Genomic DNA, 13,268 nt, shown 5'->3' with positions numbered 1-13,268 from the left:
AATAATGTAATAGTGTGCGGGTTTTAACATTTATTAACGAATTGTCTGAATCAGAATTTGCAGAATTAAAGAATTAACAGAATTTAATCGCAGGTTTTACCTCACCCGCGTTTAATCAATTCGAATAATTCGCTTAATCCTAAAAATTCCGGTTCTGAATAAACAAATGCCATTACCGCCCTGTTATACCTTCATGACAAAGCCAGCAAACGATAAACAAAAACAATCGCCTTCGGATACGCCAACCGACAGGCCAAACGATAATGGCGGCAAAAGCAAAGTGAAACCCCAAGATAAGCAGTACCATGCCGACGAACCACATGGCGGCAACATTGCAAAAAAACACGAAAGGGAAGAGCAACCGGTACATTCGGTAAAGGCGGTGCCTAAACATTGACGAGGTTTACGTGGTACGTTTTAAGTTATACGTTTAGTTAGAACAGTTAAAAACGTATAACGTAGCACGTAAAACTTACAACCTACCGCGCTATCCCGGCCGAGTTAAACTGTAAATCGTAAAGTTTGCGGTAGTGGCCGTGCTCAATTTTAAGGAGTTCCTGGTGGGTTCCCATTTCCATGATCTCGCCATGATCAAGTACGATGATCCTGTCGGCGTTTTGGATGGTCGATAGGCGGTGGGCAATAACTATAGCTGTACGGCCCTGCATTAATTTATTAATGGCGTTCTGGATCAGGATCTCGGTTTCGGTGTCTACAGATGAAGTAGCCTCATCCAACACTAAAATGGCCGGATTATATACCAGCGCCCGGATAAAAGATATTAATTGCGATTGCCCCGCCGAAAGGGTCGACCCGCGTTCCATTACGTTATAATCATAGCCGCCGGGCAGGCGTTCAATAAACTCGTGGGCACCAACATCTTTTGCTGCTGCGATGATCTGCTCGCGGGTGATGGATTGATTGTTAAGGCTGATATTATTAGCAATAGTATCAGTAAACAGGAATACATCCTGTATCACCGTTGCTATTTGCGACCGGAGGAATTCAACCTCATAATCGCGAATGTCATGGCCATCAACTTTGGCGCTGCCTTTTCCTATCTCATAAAAACGGTTAAGGATATTGATGGTAGAGGATTTGCCAGCTCCGGTAGCACCTACCAGGGCCAGTGTTTCGCCGGGTTTTACGTGGAAGCTGATGTTTTTAAGTACCCAATTTTCGTCGTTGTAGGCAAACCACACTTTGTCAAATTCAATTTCGCCCTGCAGCCTGCCGGTTTTCAGGGTGCCGTTATCAATGGCAACTTCATCTGTATCCAACACTTTAAAAATCCTATCGGCACCTACCATACCCATTTGCAGGGTATTAAATTTATCGGCCAACTGGCGAATGGGCCTAAAAAGCATATTAAGCAGCACAATAAAGCCGGTTATCAACCCGGGGGTAATCCCCTTTTTTGACGCAGATAAGCTGGCCAGCTGCCCATCGGTAAGCATCCGTTTGCAACCGTACCAAACCAGCAGGCCTATGCAGATAGCAAACAAAATCTCGACCACCGGGAAAAATATAGAATAATACCAGTTACTGCGGATGTTGGCATCACGGTACTTCACATTAACCGCTTTAAACTTGCGCATCTCCTGGTCTTCCCGTGCAAAAAGCTGGATGACGCTGATGCCCGAGATATGCTCGGCCAAAAAAGTGTTCAACTGGGCTACCTGGGTACGCACTTCCTGGAACGATGACTTGATGGCCTCCTTAAACACGTAAGTAGATGCAAACAGGAAGGGCATTGGGATAAGGGTAATCAATGCCAGTTTCCAATCCTGGAACAGCATCAGGCCGATAACGGCAAATACCAGCAGCATATCGCCCATGATGCTGATGAGCCCTTCAGAAAATATATCGGCAATGGTTTCCAGGTCGGATACCGTACGGGTGATGAGCATCCCGATAGGTGTCCTGTCAAAATACTTTAGCCTTAAACTGGTAATGTGGTTAAAAATGTCAATCCTCAAATCGCGAATAACAGATTGACCTAAGGTGTTGGTTAAATATGTTTGATAATACTGCGCCACGGTTTGTATAACCAGTTGCGCAACCATAAGGCCAACCATAAAAACCAGCCCGTCGTAATCGTCATTCAAGATATTTACATCCAGCGTACGTTGAATCAAGATGGGTTGCAGCAAGGCCCCAACAGCCAAAAACACCGTTAAAAAAGCGGCAATCACAAACGTGGTATTATAGGGCTTTACATAACGCATTACCCGTTTTAACAATTTCCAATCAAGTGCTTTCCCGGTAACGGAGCCCCCCCCGCCCCCTGAAGGGGGTGCTTTTTGATTAGCAGAGTCGCCAGCTTTTTTTTCGTTATCTTGTTTATTCTTATTCACTTATTTCAAATGTAGTTATAAGTTATAGATAAAATTAGCAATCTATTGTTGCCCATTCAGGGCAAAGTTATCTAAAGTGGGTTAACATAACTTAACACATTTTAGATATATTTTTTATAAATATTTAATAATCAATACATTACATTTTAACATGGTTAACACTACTGATGTATCGTGCAATTCATGTGCATCCAAATATTTGTGCCTGTTGTTGGCAATCCAAACCCTTAGGTACCTCGATTTCTTAACCAGGATCAGGGGATAAAAACAAGGACTGTTTAATGTTTATATCTTTCCGGCACCATAGCTTATTGCAATTAGCTATTTACATGCGTTTGCCCTGTTGTTCCCCCTTCAGGGGGGTAGGGGGCTAATACTTCACTTCTGTTAAATATAGCCCGCAGGCCGGTACGCTCATGCCCGCGTTTGATCGGTTTTTGCTTTCGATGATCTGGCGCACCGCTTCGGGTGGTATTTCACCTTTGCCTACCATCATCAGGGTGCCTACAATGGCGCGTACCATGTTGCGTAAAAACCTATCGGCCGAAATATGGAATACCATGCCTTGTTCGGTTCGAACCCATTCGGCGCGGCTTATTTTACAGTTATTTGTTTTTACCTGGGTATTTGATTTACTGAAACAACTAAAATCAATATAATCCATTATCATAGCTGCCGCCCGGTTCATCAGTTCCATATCCGGCACATCGCGTAACTGCCAGGAGTATCCCCTTAAAAACGGATCTTTATTAAAATGAACGTGGTATTGATATGAACGCAGCGTAGCATCAAACCGGGCATGCGCATCGGGGCTAACCGGGATGATGTTTTTTATAGCGATATCAGGTGGCAAAATAGCGTTAAGCCCTCCCAGCCCCCTGAAGGGGGTGCTTACTCCCCCTTCAGGGGGTTGGGGGGCATCAAAATGGGCAAAAAACTCTTTGGCGTGCACGCCCGTATCGGTTCGGCCGCAGCCGGTTGTTTCTATGGGTTGGCGTAGGATGATACTTAACGCCTTGTTCAAAGCTTCCTGAACGCTGTGGGCGTTTTGTTGTATCTGCCAGCCATGATAGGCTGTGCCATCATAAGCCAGTTCAATAAAATAGCGTTGTTTAGCCGTCACGCCGCAAAGTTAATTATTATGACGGGCTTACCGTTCATAATTTGGTCAAACTATGGCCACGTAGAAGATGTACCACTGTGTGTACCGGTACGGAGTGGTACACTTGCTTTTTATGTTAGGTGCAAGCTAAAAGCGGTAAGCACAAGGTTTAAACGCTTATTTTTTGTTCGATAAGCGTAACGCTACAAAAAAAACAATAAATCTATATATTCAAACAGATGCAGTAGGTATTGATGCGGATACCGGCTAAAGAGCGTAAGGCTGTTGGTGAGCATAAAGAGACCGGCCCAAGACAACGCCCATACCCCTATCCTCCCTAAAACTGGTAATACGGCTTTATCATCAAATAAACTATTACCCCGGTAATTGTTACAAACAACCATATCGGGAACGTCCAGCGTACCAGTTTGCGATGTTTTTCAACCTGCATTTGCAGGCCGCGGTAAAAGCTTAGTAATATTAGTGGCAATACACCAGCCGCCAGTATGATGTGTGGTGTTAAGATAGAAAGGTACAATGTACGCATCCCCCCTACCTGGGCACGTTCCGAATCGGACAGGATACCATCAAAGTTGGCATCGCCATACAAGGTATCATGGCGCATAAGGTAGTGAAACAGGATATAGGATACCAGGAATGTTGATGATAAACAAAACGTCAGTATATTAAGCCTTTTATGCAAGGTTATATTGCCTTGCTTGATAAAGTATAAGGATAACAATAAAAGTACGGTACAGGCGCCGTTTAACACCGCGTTAAGCATAGGCAGGTATGGGGTAAATGCGGGTGCTACCGCCGGGCCCGGAATAAGGTGCCTGTTTAATACAACAACCACGGCTATTACAAATATGGTAACGGCTGCAACAAAACGGAGTATAAATTTATCGGTCATATCTGTTAATATAGGGCTTTATCAACTTTACGCAGCTCTTCGGCTATCAGCACTTTTATCTCGTCGTTCAGGCGGTTTACATCGTTGGTATTGGCCCCCGAGTAATACCCACGGATCTGCTTATCCTGATCAATCAATATCAGCTTATCGCTGTATATAAAATCGTCTTTGCCTGTTTGCACCGCATCAACCAAAAAGCCTTTGCGGGCCAGGTTATATACCGATGTGGTATCGCCGGTTAAAAATACCCAACGGTTTGATTCGGGCTTAAAGCTTTGCAGGTACTTTTTTAAAACACCTGGCGTATCCCGGTCTGGATCAACCGTGATTGATGTAAAATACACCATCTTGTTTTTCCAATAAGTACCTACCAGGTAACTTAAGTTATTATTGATGGTGCTGCAAACGGTAGGGCAATGGGTATAAAAAAAACTCGCTACAAATATCTTTCCCTTAAGGTTGGCCTCTGTAAAGGTTTTTCCATCCTGATCGGTTAGTTTAAATGAGGGCAGCTGGTAGTAATTGGTATCGGGGATATCCTTACCGTGAAACCTGTGGCTGGTTTTGGCTACCTCTTTAGGGCCAAAATGGGCAAGCGGCTTATACCTGTTTTTGCCTTTAGCGGTTAGTAAATAATACAAAAATCCTGGTACTGCTAATATGAGCACCAGGACTGTAATTTTTTTCCAGATGGCAGCTTTCATTACCCCCGAAGATCAATCCAGTGGTGGCTCTCGTTAGTAAGCACCAGGATTAAACCGATTATAAATAAAATTGGGACAATAATTGCTAAAGCCAAACCAAGCTTCTCAAACTTTAAGTGCATAAAGTAAGCAACAATGTAAAATGCTTTAAACAGTGTTAATACAATGTACACAGGATTAGCAAAGTGTATCGGAAGGATACCTTTTGGCACCATGTATAACGCTATAATAAATTCAATCGCTGTAATAATAGACAAGATACCAGCTACTTTTAGTATCCTTCCTTTGGTCATTGATTGATGATCGCCAGCTTCGTGGTGAACTTCGTGTGATTCTGTTGACATATATGTAATATTTTTAAACTAAGTAAAAGAAGGTAAACACAAATACCCAAACAAGGTCTACAAAGTGCCAGTAAAGACCAACCTTCTCAATCATTAAATAGCTACCTCTTTTTTCGTAGGTGCCCAACAATACATTAACAGTAATGATGATATTGATGATAACTCCTGTAAATACGTGGAAACCATGGAAACCGGTGATGGTGAAAAACAGGTTGGCAAATTCCTGCGCGGTCATATGCCTTGCCGCTTCGGTACCGCCTTCATTGAAGAATTTACCTAACTCATCTAATGCAGGCGTACTACCCCACCAAAAACCTTCATGATGTAAGTGTGCCCACTCTAAAGCCTGGCAACCCAGGAACATGAAACCAAAAACAATAGTTGCAACCATCCATCCTACAACTTCTTTTTTGGCGTTACGATGACCTGCCTCAACAGCCAATACCATTGTTACAGAACTAACAATCAGAATAAAGGTCATGATACCCACAAAAACCAAAGGTGCGCCGCTGTCAAGCAGGCCAGGTACTGATTGGAAAACTTTATCTGCTGCCGGCCAAACACTTGCGCTGAAACGCAGTGAGCCGTAAGAAATTAATAATGACGAAAAGGTAAATGCATCCGAAAGGAGAAAAAACCACATCATAATTTTTCCGTACTCAACATTGAAGGGAGACCTCCCTCCAGACCACGGAGTTGTTTTTACTTCATCAATTTGTGATACTGTTGTACTCATTTGTACTTAAATAATGGTGTGTTAATTTTGGTTCAAAAGTAAAAAAACATACAGATAAATCCATATAATTCCGAGAAAATGCCAAAAAATAGAAGTCATTTGCATTTTATACAGGTTACGTACCTGCGGAACACTTCTGTATGTACCCCAAAGGGTGCTCAATAATAGTAATATAGCTGCAACAATGTGTAACAGGTGTGTACCTGTAAATATATAAACAAACGAGCGCGATGCATTAGGATCTGTTAAATACACGTTCATTTTGTAGGTTAACACGTACCAGCCATAAACCTGGATGGCAAAAAACGCTGCACCTAATAAAAACGTTAGCCATAAATACAGTTGCTGTACACCAACCTGCATATTTTTAGCCGCCCTTTGTGCCAAAAACAAGGTACCGCTACTCATGATAATAACCGCCGTGCTGTACATAAACGCACTTGGCATAATTACGTTAAGCCCGTGCCCTTTACCACCACTATAAACAATAAACCCACTGGTTAAAGCCGCAAAAAACATAAACGATGTGAATATAAAAATCCACATGTTAAATTTTTTGGGTTCCAGATCAAGCCTGTCAGGATTTTTTTGAATCGAAGCCATCATACTTTCACTTTCCTATAAAATCAAATAAAAACATTAATTGCACTATGGGCAAATACATAAACGAGCCGAACATTAATTTACGGGCCGCCTCAATTTGCTGTGTACGCAACAGGTTATAAGCCTGGTATAAAAAAACAATACTACATGTTAACGATACTCCTCCAACATAGTAACCGCCGTAGTGGTAAATGGTTGGCAATAAACTTACCGGTACCAATATCAGTGTAAATATAAAGGTAATTACCGCACTTCCTAAATTGCGGTTGCCCGTAGGCAACAGCCTGAAACCGGCCAGTTTATAGTCGTCATCCAAGACCCAGGCAATGGCCCAAAAGTGTGGAAACTGCCATACAAACTGAACAGCAAATAAAATCAGCGCTATTTCATCAATACGCCCGTGTTGTTGCGCGGCTACATATCCAATAAGCGGCGGCAACGCCCCTGGTATTGCACCCACGAATACCGCTATGGGCGATTTACGTTTCAGCGGCGTATAAACAAATGCGTATAACAATATAGAAAATACCGATAACAAGCCTGTGAGCAGGTTAAGGCTGCCTAACAAATAGGTTCCGGCCATACCCATGCCCAGGCTTAAAACCAGGGCCTGCCCGTTGGTCATTTTACCTGACGGTAATGGCCTGTCCATTGTCCGTTTCATCAGCTTATCCAGGTCCTTTTCAATAATCTCGTTAAAACCATTGGCTGCCGATGTAACCAGGAACCCACCTATGATCAGCTTTACCCAGTTAACCCAATTAATACCATTTACCCAATGTGCATGATTGTTGGCCATACTGCCAATCAAAAACGATATCGAAGCAGAAAACGTAACCAAAAAGGTAAGCCGTAATTTAATCAGTTTTGAATAATCGCTCCATTTCATTTGCTTACCCCCCTAACATTAACCGATTGATGTAAATTCAACAGCAAATAAAACTGCGCCCCAAATATTAAACTTGCCAATACAATATGTGCTGCCTGCGCTACCGGCGGCAAGGCCGAATACGAAAGCAGGATGCCGGTAACAATCTGCAGCATGATCATTAAAAAGTTAAAGCTCATTAACTGCTGATGGATTGAATGCCGGTTAAACTTTTTACGAATTAACGCATACAACACCACATTTATCACAAATACTAAAATTGCCAGATCGCGATGGTGTGTAAAAATTTCACCTGCCCCTTTTATCCAGTTATTGCGGTAACCGCCCTGAAAATGGGCTGCAACCGCGTCTATCTTCTCCCTTACCTCGGTACCAAATGTTATTTGTAAAACGCTTAGCACCAATGCCGCCAATGTTACAATGTATATGACCGGGCTTGTATTTAACTTACCATTGCCATAAACCCGGGCCAGGTGATAAGTATAAATACATATGGCAAGTATGGCCAGGGCCAATAACATATGTACTGTAACTATCCAGGCCACCAGGTTAGTTGATACCACGATAGATCCAAGCCAGGCCTGGACAACTACCAGGATTAAATTAAATATGCTTAATATGGTAATCTTCTTATCGATTCTCCAATAGCCAAATGAATAAACGGCCGATAGCAGCAAAAATATTCCTGATATGGCCCCAATTAAGCGGTTCACATATTCTGTCCAGGTTTTGCCGGCATTAAACTCCTCGGGAACCAGGATCGACCTGTCTTCACGAATCCTGCGGGCCAGCTCACTGTAACCAAAAACATCCAGTGTTTTGGCAAAACGCTGATTTTTGGCCAGCCGCTTTTCAACATAGGTTTGCTTATAATCTTTGGGCAAATCGGCACTACTTGTTGGCGGAATGTAGCGGCCAAAACATTTAGGCCAATCAGGGCATCCCATACCCGAACCTGAACTACGTACCACGCCGCCCGCAAGTATCAAAACAAAAAGTAAAACGATTGTTATGAGGCCTGTTTTTTGAAAACGTTTATCGGGTGCGGCTGTGTTCATTTAAAATATCTTCTAAAAATTTAGGGTACCTCGTCAAGTCGGAAGTTTTAAATCTTAAGTTCTGAGTTTTACTGAGAACTTAAGACTCCCGACTTAAGACTTAACACGGTACCCTAAAAGATCAGATCAGTATTAAGATTCTTTTGGTGTTTCGCTGTCGTTTGCGTTCAGCTTATCATTAAATTTTTTCAACTCATCCATACCGGCAGGATTATCTTCAAAATCATGCGGCAAGTTTGAACTCATTGTTTGAGAGAAAGGTACTGTCTGAGGTATAAAGTCCTCTTCGGCACCCGGCTTGCTGTAATCATATGGCCAACGGTAAACAGTAGGTATTTCGCCCGGCCAGTTGCCATGTAAATGCTCTACAGGAGCTGTCCACTCCAGGGTGTTTGACTGCCATGGGTTTTGCGTGGTTTTTTTACCAGCAAATATCGATACGATAAAGTTATATATGAAAGCCACCTGCGCCAAAGCTGCCATGATAGCCGCCCATGTAATAAACGTGTTTATAGTTAACCATTTTTGCATCGAAGCAAACTCAGTGAATGCGTAGTAACGACGGGGAACGCCATCCAGACCCATAAAGTGCATCGGGAAGAACACCAGGTAAGCGCCAATGAAAGTTAACCAGAAGTGCAGGTAACCTAACTTCTCGTCCATCAGTTTACCAAACATTTTAGGGAACCAGTGGTAAACACCGGCAAGCATACCAAATATCGCTGCCGAACCCATTACCAGGTGGAAGTGGGCAACAACAAAGTAAGTATCGTGCAGGTTGATATCCAAGGCAGCATTACCAAGAAAAATACCTGTTAAACCACCAGAGATAAAGAATGACACCATACCTATAGCGAACAACATAGCAGGTGTAAACCTGATGTTACCGCGCCATAATGTAGCCAGCCAGTTAAAGGTTTTTACTGCTGATGGTACAGCGATAATCAGTGTAGTGATCATGAACACACCACCAAGGAATGGGTTCATCCCGGTTACAAACATGTGGTGACCCCATACGATGAAAGACAATACCGTAATACCTATTAGCGAGTAAACCATCGCGTGATAACCGAAGATTGGTTTACGCGAGTTTACCGACATAACCTCAGATGAGATACCCATCGCAGGCATAATAACGATATACACCTCCGGGTGACCCAGGAACCAGAATAAATGCTGGAACAGGATTGGGCTACCACCTTCATAAGGTTGTTGTACGCCGTTCAAAACAATGTCAGATAAGTAGAAGCTGGTACCAAAACTACGGTCAAATATCAGCAACACCACACCTGCAACAAGTACAGGGAATGCAAGGATACCCAATATAGCGGTAAGGAATAAAGCCCAGATAGTTAAAGGCATTTTCCAAAGGTCCATACCTTTTGTACGCATGTTTAATACAGTACTTACGTAGTTGATACCACCCATTAATGATGATGCAACAAACATTACCATACTGATTAACCACAATGTCATACCTTCACCAGAGCCTGGCATCGCTTTTGGCAAAGCAGATAACGGCGGATAAATTGTCCAGCCACCACTTGCGGGGCCGCTTTGAACAAAAAATGATGATAACATAACCACGCTGGCCATAAAAAAGAACCAATACGACAGCATGTTCATGAAAGGCGAAGCCATATCACGTGCACCAATCTGCAAAGGGATCAATAAGTTGGCAAAGGTACCGCTTAAGCCGGCTGTTAATACAAAGAATACCATGATGGTACCGTGAATAGTAACCAACGACAGGTAAAACTCGGTACTGATACGGCCATTAGGTGCAAAGTGACCCAGTAAAGTAGTTAATAAAGGGAATGTTTTATCTGGATAAGCCAGTTGGATCCTGAAAAGGATTGATAAAATCATTGCGATAACCGCCATAGTAATACCTGTAATAAGGAATTGCTTGGCGATCATTTTGTGATCCATGCTAAATATGTATTTAGACACGAAAGTTTCGTTATGGTGATGTTCGTGACCGTGCTCGTCGTGGTGTGCTACTACGTGATCGTGAACTGCTACTGTTGACATAATCGCTCTTTTATCTTATATTAATTATTTAACGCTAACCTGTTTGTTGATACTGCTTTTTTCGGCTCCGCATCAGCGAAATGCAACTCCTTTTTTAAACCATCGGTTAAATAAGGTTTTTGGCGAGACAACCATTCCAGGTATTCGGCTTCTGAAACTACACGTACAACTTTTTGCATGTTGTAGTGACCACCGCCACATATTTTATTACAGTAAACTAAGTATTCAAACTTAGGGTCATCAAGCCTGTGACGCATATCTGCTGTAGTAATAGTCGGGGTAAACTTAAAGAAAGTTGGTAATCCCGGCACTGCGTTCAACTGCACTCTGAAATGTGGCATATAAACGCTATGGATTACATCCTGGGCCTGTATGTTTAATTTAATCGACCTGTTTACCGGCAGATACATTGTATCGGCTGATAAATCATCAAAGCTGCTTTTCTTGGTGAAATCAACACCCAACTTGTTTGACGCAGTTGTAAGCTTAAAGTTTTTAGGGCCTAATTTGCCATCCTTACCCGGGTAACGTAATTCCCATGCAAACTGGTGACCGGTGATATCAATATTTATAGAGGCTACCTCGCCTTTGGCATCGGTATCATCCATAATTTTTTGCCAGGTAAAGAAACCAAACACTACCAGGATTGTAAGCACTATAGCAGGTACAATTGTCCATATTTTTTCAATGGTATTGTTGTGTGGTAAAAAGTGCGCGCGGCGTTTATCAGAATGGCGGTACTGAAACAGGAAGCCAAACAACAGTATCTGCGTGATAAAGAAAACGATCATGGTTAAAATAGTTGTAACCGTGAACATTTCATCAATTTTAACGCCGTGGATTGAGGCGGCTTCCGGCAAAGTCATGCTACCTTGAACAGTAAACGACCAATAAGCACCATATATACCTGCTATCAGGAATATAAGGCAAATAACGCCCATTACATTGTTCCAGCTTAAGCCTTTTTTTCCCTGAATTTTAAGGGTAAGATCATAGATCTTTAAAATTTTACCTATTACAGCTACACCAAGGCATATCAGAAAAAATATCAGCACATAATAGGCAACACCCGTCCAGTCAACCTGGTTGGCATCTTCGCCTGTACCAGCTGCGGCAGCCGGAGTTTGCGCCATTAGCAGGTTTGTGCCAAAAAGCATAAACGCTGCAAAAAACGATAGTATGGTTTTAGAATTTATTAATTTTTTGAATGCCATTTTAATGTTTGTTTGGTATTCTGTATTTGATGCAAAAATAACAATTATTATATGTGATGATGAAGGCTCTCCTGTAGGAAAGGGTGTTTTTTAGGCAGAAGTGATTTGAATTTGCTTAAAGCGTTCATCGTCAAAAATACAAACAATCCTAAAAACAATAACGCTACACCTGGTTCAATCCAAACAATCTCGGTATACCAGTGTGATGTTGGCCCTACTGTGCCTGGCATAATCATCTGGAAATAATCTAACCAGTGACCTATAATTAAAATAAAGCAGGTAACCTTTAATACACTGGTGGTACGTTTTGAATCACGTGCCATGATAATCAATAGTGGCGCTAAAAAGTTAATTACAATATTCAACCAGAACCATGGCTTAAATTCAGGCTCCCACCTGCGTAAAAAGTAAACTGTTTCTTCAGGAATGTTGGCGTAATAGATCAATAAGAACTGTGCAAACCAAACATATGTCCAGAAGATAGAGAAACCAAACATCAGCTGGCCAAGGTTATGCAGGTGATCTTGTGTGATCCATTGCATGTACCCGTTCTCTCTTAAAATAATAATGGTTAAAGTAATGATAGCCAAGGTACTTACCCACATGGCGGCAAAGTTATACCAGCCGAACATAGTTGAGAACCAGTGTGCTTCTAACGACATAATAACATCAAAAGCGAAGATTGGCGTTGTAAAACCAAATATTACCAGGAACAGGCACGACATGGCAAAGCTCTTTTTGTAGTAGAACATACCACCTAGTTCGTCTTCCCCTTCAGAATATCTCACCAGCATCCGGCCAAAAATAGTGTAGCTACCTAAAAACACAAATAACCTGGCAAAAAAGAAACCTTTATTTAAAAAAACGTGTTTCCCTGCAATGATAGGGTCGAAATTGGCATTGCCTTTAATTTCTACACCAGCAATGGCCCATAATTTATATAAATAAGGGGCAACAACTTGTTTACCTTCAATTTCGGTAGTATGGGTTATAAATAAACCCGCGGCTATAATACCTACTAATATGGTAGCGGCAATTGGCAATGTTTTAGCAAATGCTTGCGGGATGCGAAGCAATGATGCCGACCAGCCTGCCTGCGCCACATATTGTAAAGCGCAGAAAAATACACCGGCCATACATACACAGGCAAAGTAATAAGCCATCAGCAATAAGTTTGCAAACGTACGCTCGCCATCAATGAAAAACCCGGCAACTGTTACTATCAGCCCCACCGCTATTGCAGCCAGGCTTAGTGTTTTTACCTTACCGGTAAAATGAAATTGCTCGTCAAAACTATTATGAGTGCTCATTCAA

13 protein-coding genes are annotated in these 13,268 nt (G+C 42.2%); 1 reads left to right on the top strand and 12 read right to left on the bottom strand.

Translation table 11 applies throughout. The features are described from left to right. Positions 1-193 precede the first annotated feature (193 nt). Positions 194-397 carry a hypothetical protein gene (locus AC1DU2_RS07365; protein WP_477354098.1) on the top strand — a complete coding sequence of 68 codons (204 nt, stop codon included), beginning with the start codon at positions 194-196 and terminating at the stop codon, positions 395-397. Positions 398-479: 82 nt separating this feature from the next. On the opposite strand, the gene AC1DU2_RS07360 is transcribed toward AC1DU2_RS07365, so the two are convergent. The 12 genes from AC1DU2_RS07360 to AC1DU2_RS07305 all read right to left on the bottom strand — a co-directional run bounded on the left by AC1DU2_RS07360 (position 480) and on the right by AC1DU2_RS07305 (position 13,264). Continuing rightward, a complete protein-coding gene (locus AC1DU2_RS07360; protein ID WP_477383644.1) occupies positions 480-2,228 on the bottom strand; it encodes an ABC transporter ATP-binding protein in 1,749 nt (582 codons plus the stop codon). A 499-nt stretch (positions 2,229-2,727) separates the two neighbouring features. Then, the gene (gene truA / locus AC1DU2_RS07355) at positions 2,728-3,480 is read right to left on the bottom strand and encodes a tRNA pseudouridine(38-40) synthase TruA (RefSeq protein ID WP_477383551.1); all 753 of its coding nucleotides are present in this window, start codon (positions 3,478-3,480) and stop codon (positions 2,728-2,730) included. A 316-nt stretch (positions 3,481-3,796) separates the two neighbouring features. Continuing rightward, positions 3,797-4,372 carry a DUF420 domain-containing protein gene (locus AC1DU2_RS07350; RefSeq protein WP_477354092.1) on the bottom strand — a complete coding sequence of 192 codons (576 nt, stop codon included), beginning with the start codon at positions 4,370-4,372 and terminating at the stop codon, positions 3,797-3,799. 5 nt (positions 4,373-4,377) lie between these two features. Next, complete coding sequence (locus AC1DU2_RS07345; RefSeq protein ID WP_477383550.1) at positions 4,378-5,076, bottom strand: SCO family protein; 699 nt, start codon at positions 5,074-5,076, stop codon at positions 4,378-4,380. Continuing rightward, positions 5,076-5,420 (bottom strand): cytochrome C oxidase subunit IV family protein, encoded by a 345-nt coding sequence (locus AC1DU2_RS07340; protein WP_439694661.1) that lies wholly within the window; start codon positions 5,418-5,420, stop codon positions 5,076-5,078. The genes AC1DU2_RS07345 and AC1DU2_RS07340 overlap by 1 nt, the downstream gene beginning before the upstream one ends. Positions 5,421-5,433: 13 nt before the next feature. Further along, a complete protein-coding gene (locus AC1DU2_RS07335; protein WP_477383549.1) occupies positions 5,434-6,156 on the bottom strand; it encodes a cytochrome c oxidase subunit 3 in 723 nt (240 codons plus the stop codon). Positions 6,157-6,177: 21 nt separating this feature from the next. Then, complete coding sequence (locus AC1DU2_RS07330) at positions 6,178-6,762, bottom strand: cytochrome c oxidase subunit 3 (protein ID WP_225976458.1); 585 nt, start codon at positions 6,760-6,762, stop codon at positions 6,178-6,180. A gap of 4 nt (positions 6,763-6,766) precedes the next feature. Further along, positions 6,767-7,648, bottom strand: a complete 882-nt coding sequence (cyoE, locus tag AC1DU2_RS07325) for a heme o synthase (RefSeq protein WP_477354083.1) — start codon at positions 7,646-7,648, stop codon at positions 6,767-6,769. Further along, positions 7,645-8,706 carry a COX15/CtaA family protein gene (locus AC1DU2_RS07320; protein ID WP_477383548.1) on the bottom strand — a complete coding sequence of 354 codons (1,062 nt, stop codon included), beginning with the start codon at positions 8,704-8,706 and terminating at the stop codon, positions 7,645-7,647. Before AC1DU2_RS07320 ends, cyoE begins: the two co-directional genes overlap by 4 nt. Before the next feature lie 132 nt (positions 8,707-8,838). Further along, positions 8,839-10,638, bottom strand: coding sequence for a cytochrome c oxidase subunit I (locus AC1DU2_RS07315; protein WP_477383643.1), 1,800 nt, complete (start codon positions 10,636-10,638; stop codon positions 8,839-8,841). A gap of 122 nt (positions 10,639-10,760) precedes the next feature. Further along, positions 10,761-11,954, bottom strand: a complete 1,194-nt coding sequence (locus AC1DU2_RS07310; protein WP_477383547.1) for a cytochrome c oxidase subunit II — start codon at positions 11,952-11,954, stop codon at positions 10,761-10,763. A 47-nt stretch (positions 11,955-12,001) separates the two neighbouring features. Next, entirely contained in the window at positions 12,002-13,264 is a 1,263-nt protein-coding gene (locus tag AC1DU2_RS07305; protein ID WP_477354074.1) for a quinol:cytochrome C oxidoreductase, read from the bottom strand. Between the last annotated feature and the right edge of the window lie 4 nt (positions 13,265-13,268).

The sequence above is a fragment of the Mucilaginibacter sp. P4_C11 genome, assembly GCF_056402115.1.
Note: the sequence above shows the minus strand (reverse complement) of the source record. Positions and strands in the feature narration are given on the sequence as shown.

Coding starts and splice junctions, on each gene's coding strand:
- AC1DU2_RS07340 (WP_439694661.1), bottom strand. CDS start 5,420: ATGTCAACAGAATCACACGAAGTTCACCACGAAGCTGGCGATCATCAA.
- cyoE (WP_477354083.1), bottom strand. CDS start 7,648: ATGAAATGGAGCGATTATTCAAAACTGATTAAATTACGGCTTACCTTT.
- AC1DU2_RS07320 (WP_477383548.1), bottom strand. CDS start 8,706: ATGAACACAGCCGCACCCGATAAACGTTTTCAAAAAACAGGCCTCATA.
- AC1DU2_RS07310 (WP_477383547.1), bottom strand. CDS start 11,954: ATGGCATTCAAAAAATTAATAAATTCTAAAACCATACTATCGTTTTTT.
- AC1DU2_RS07350 (WP_477354092.1), bottom strand. CDS start 4,372: ATGACCGATAAATTTATACTCCGTTTTGTTGCAGCCGTTACCATATTT.
- AC1DU2_RS07360 (WP_477383644.1), bottom strand. CDS start 2,228: ATGCGTTATGTAAAGCCCTATAATACCACGTTTGTGATTGCCGCTTTT.
- AC1DU2_RS07335 (WP_477383549.1), bottom strand. CDS start 6,156: ATGAGTACAACAGTATCACAAATTGATGAAGTAAAAACAACTCCGTGG.
- AC1DU2_RS07365 (WP_477354098.1), top strand. CDS start 194: ATGACAAAGCCAGCAAACGATAAACAAAAACAATCGCCTTCGGATACG.
- AC1DU2_RS07315 (WP_477383643.1), bottom strand. CDS start 10,638: ATGGATCACAAAATGATCGCCAAGCAATTCCTTATTACAGGTATTACT.
- AC1DU2_RS07345 (WP_477383550.1), bottom strand. CDS start 5,076: ATGAAAGCTGCCATCTGGAAAAAAATTACAGTCCTGGTGCTCATATTA.
- AC1DU2_RS07305 (WP_477354074.1), bottom strand. CDS start 13,264: ATGAGCACTCATAATAGTTTTGACGAGCAATTTCATTTTACCGGTAAG.
- AC1DU2_RS07330 (WP_225976458.1), bottom strand. CDS start 6,762: ATGATGGCTTCGATTCAAAAAAATCCTGACAGGCTTGATCTGGAACCC.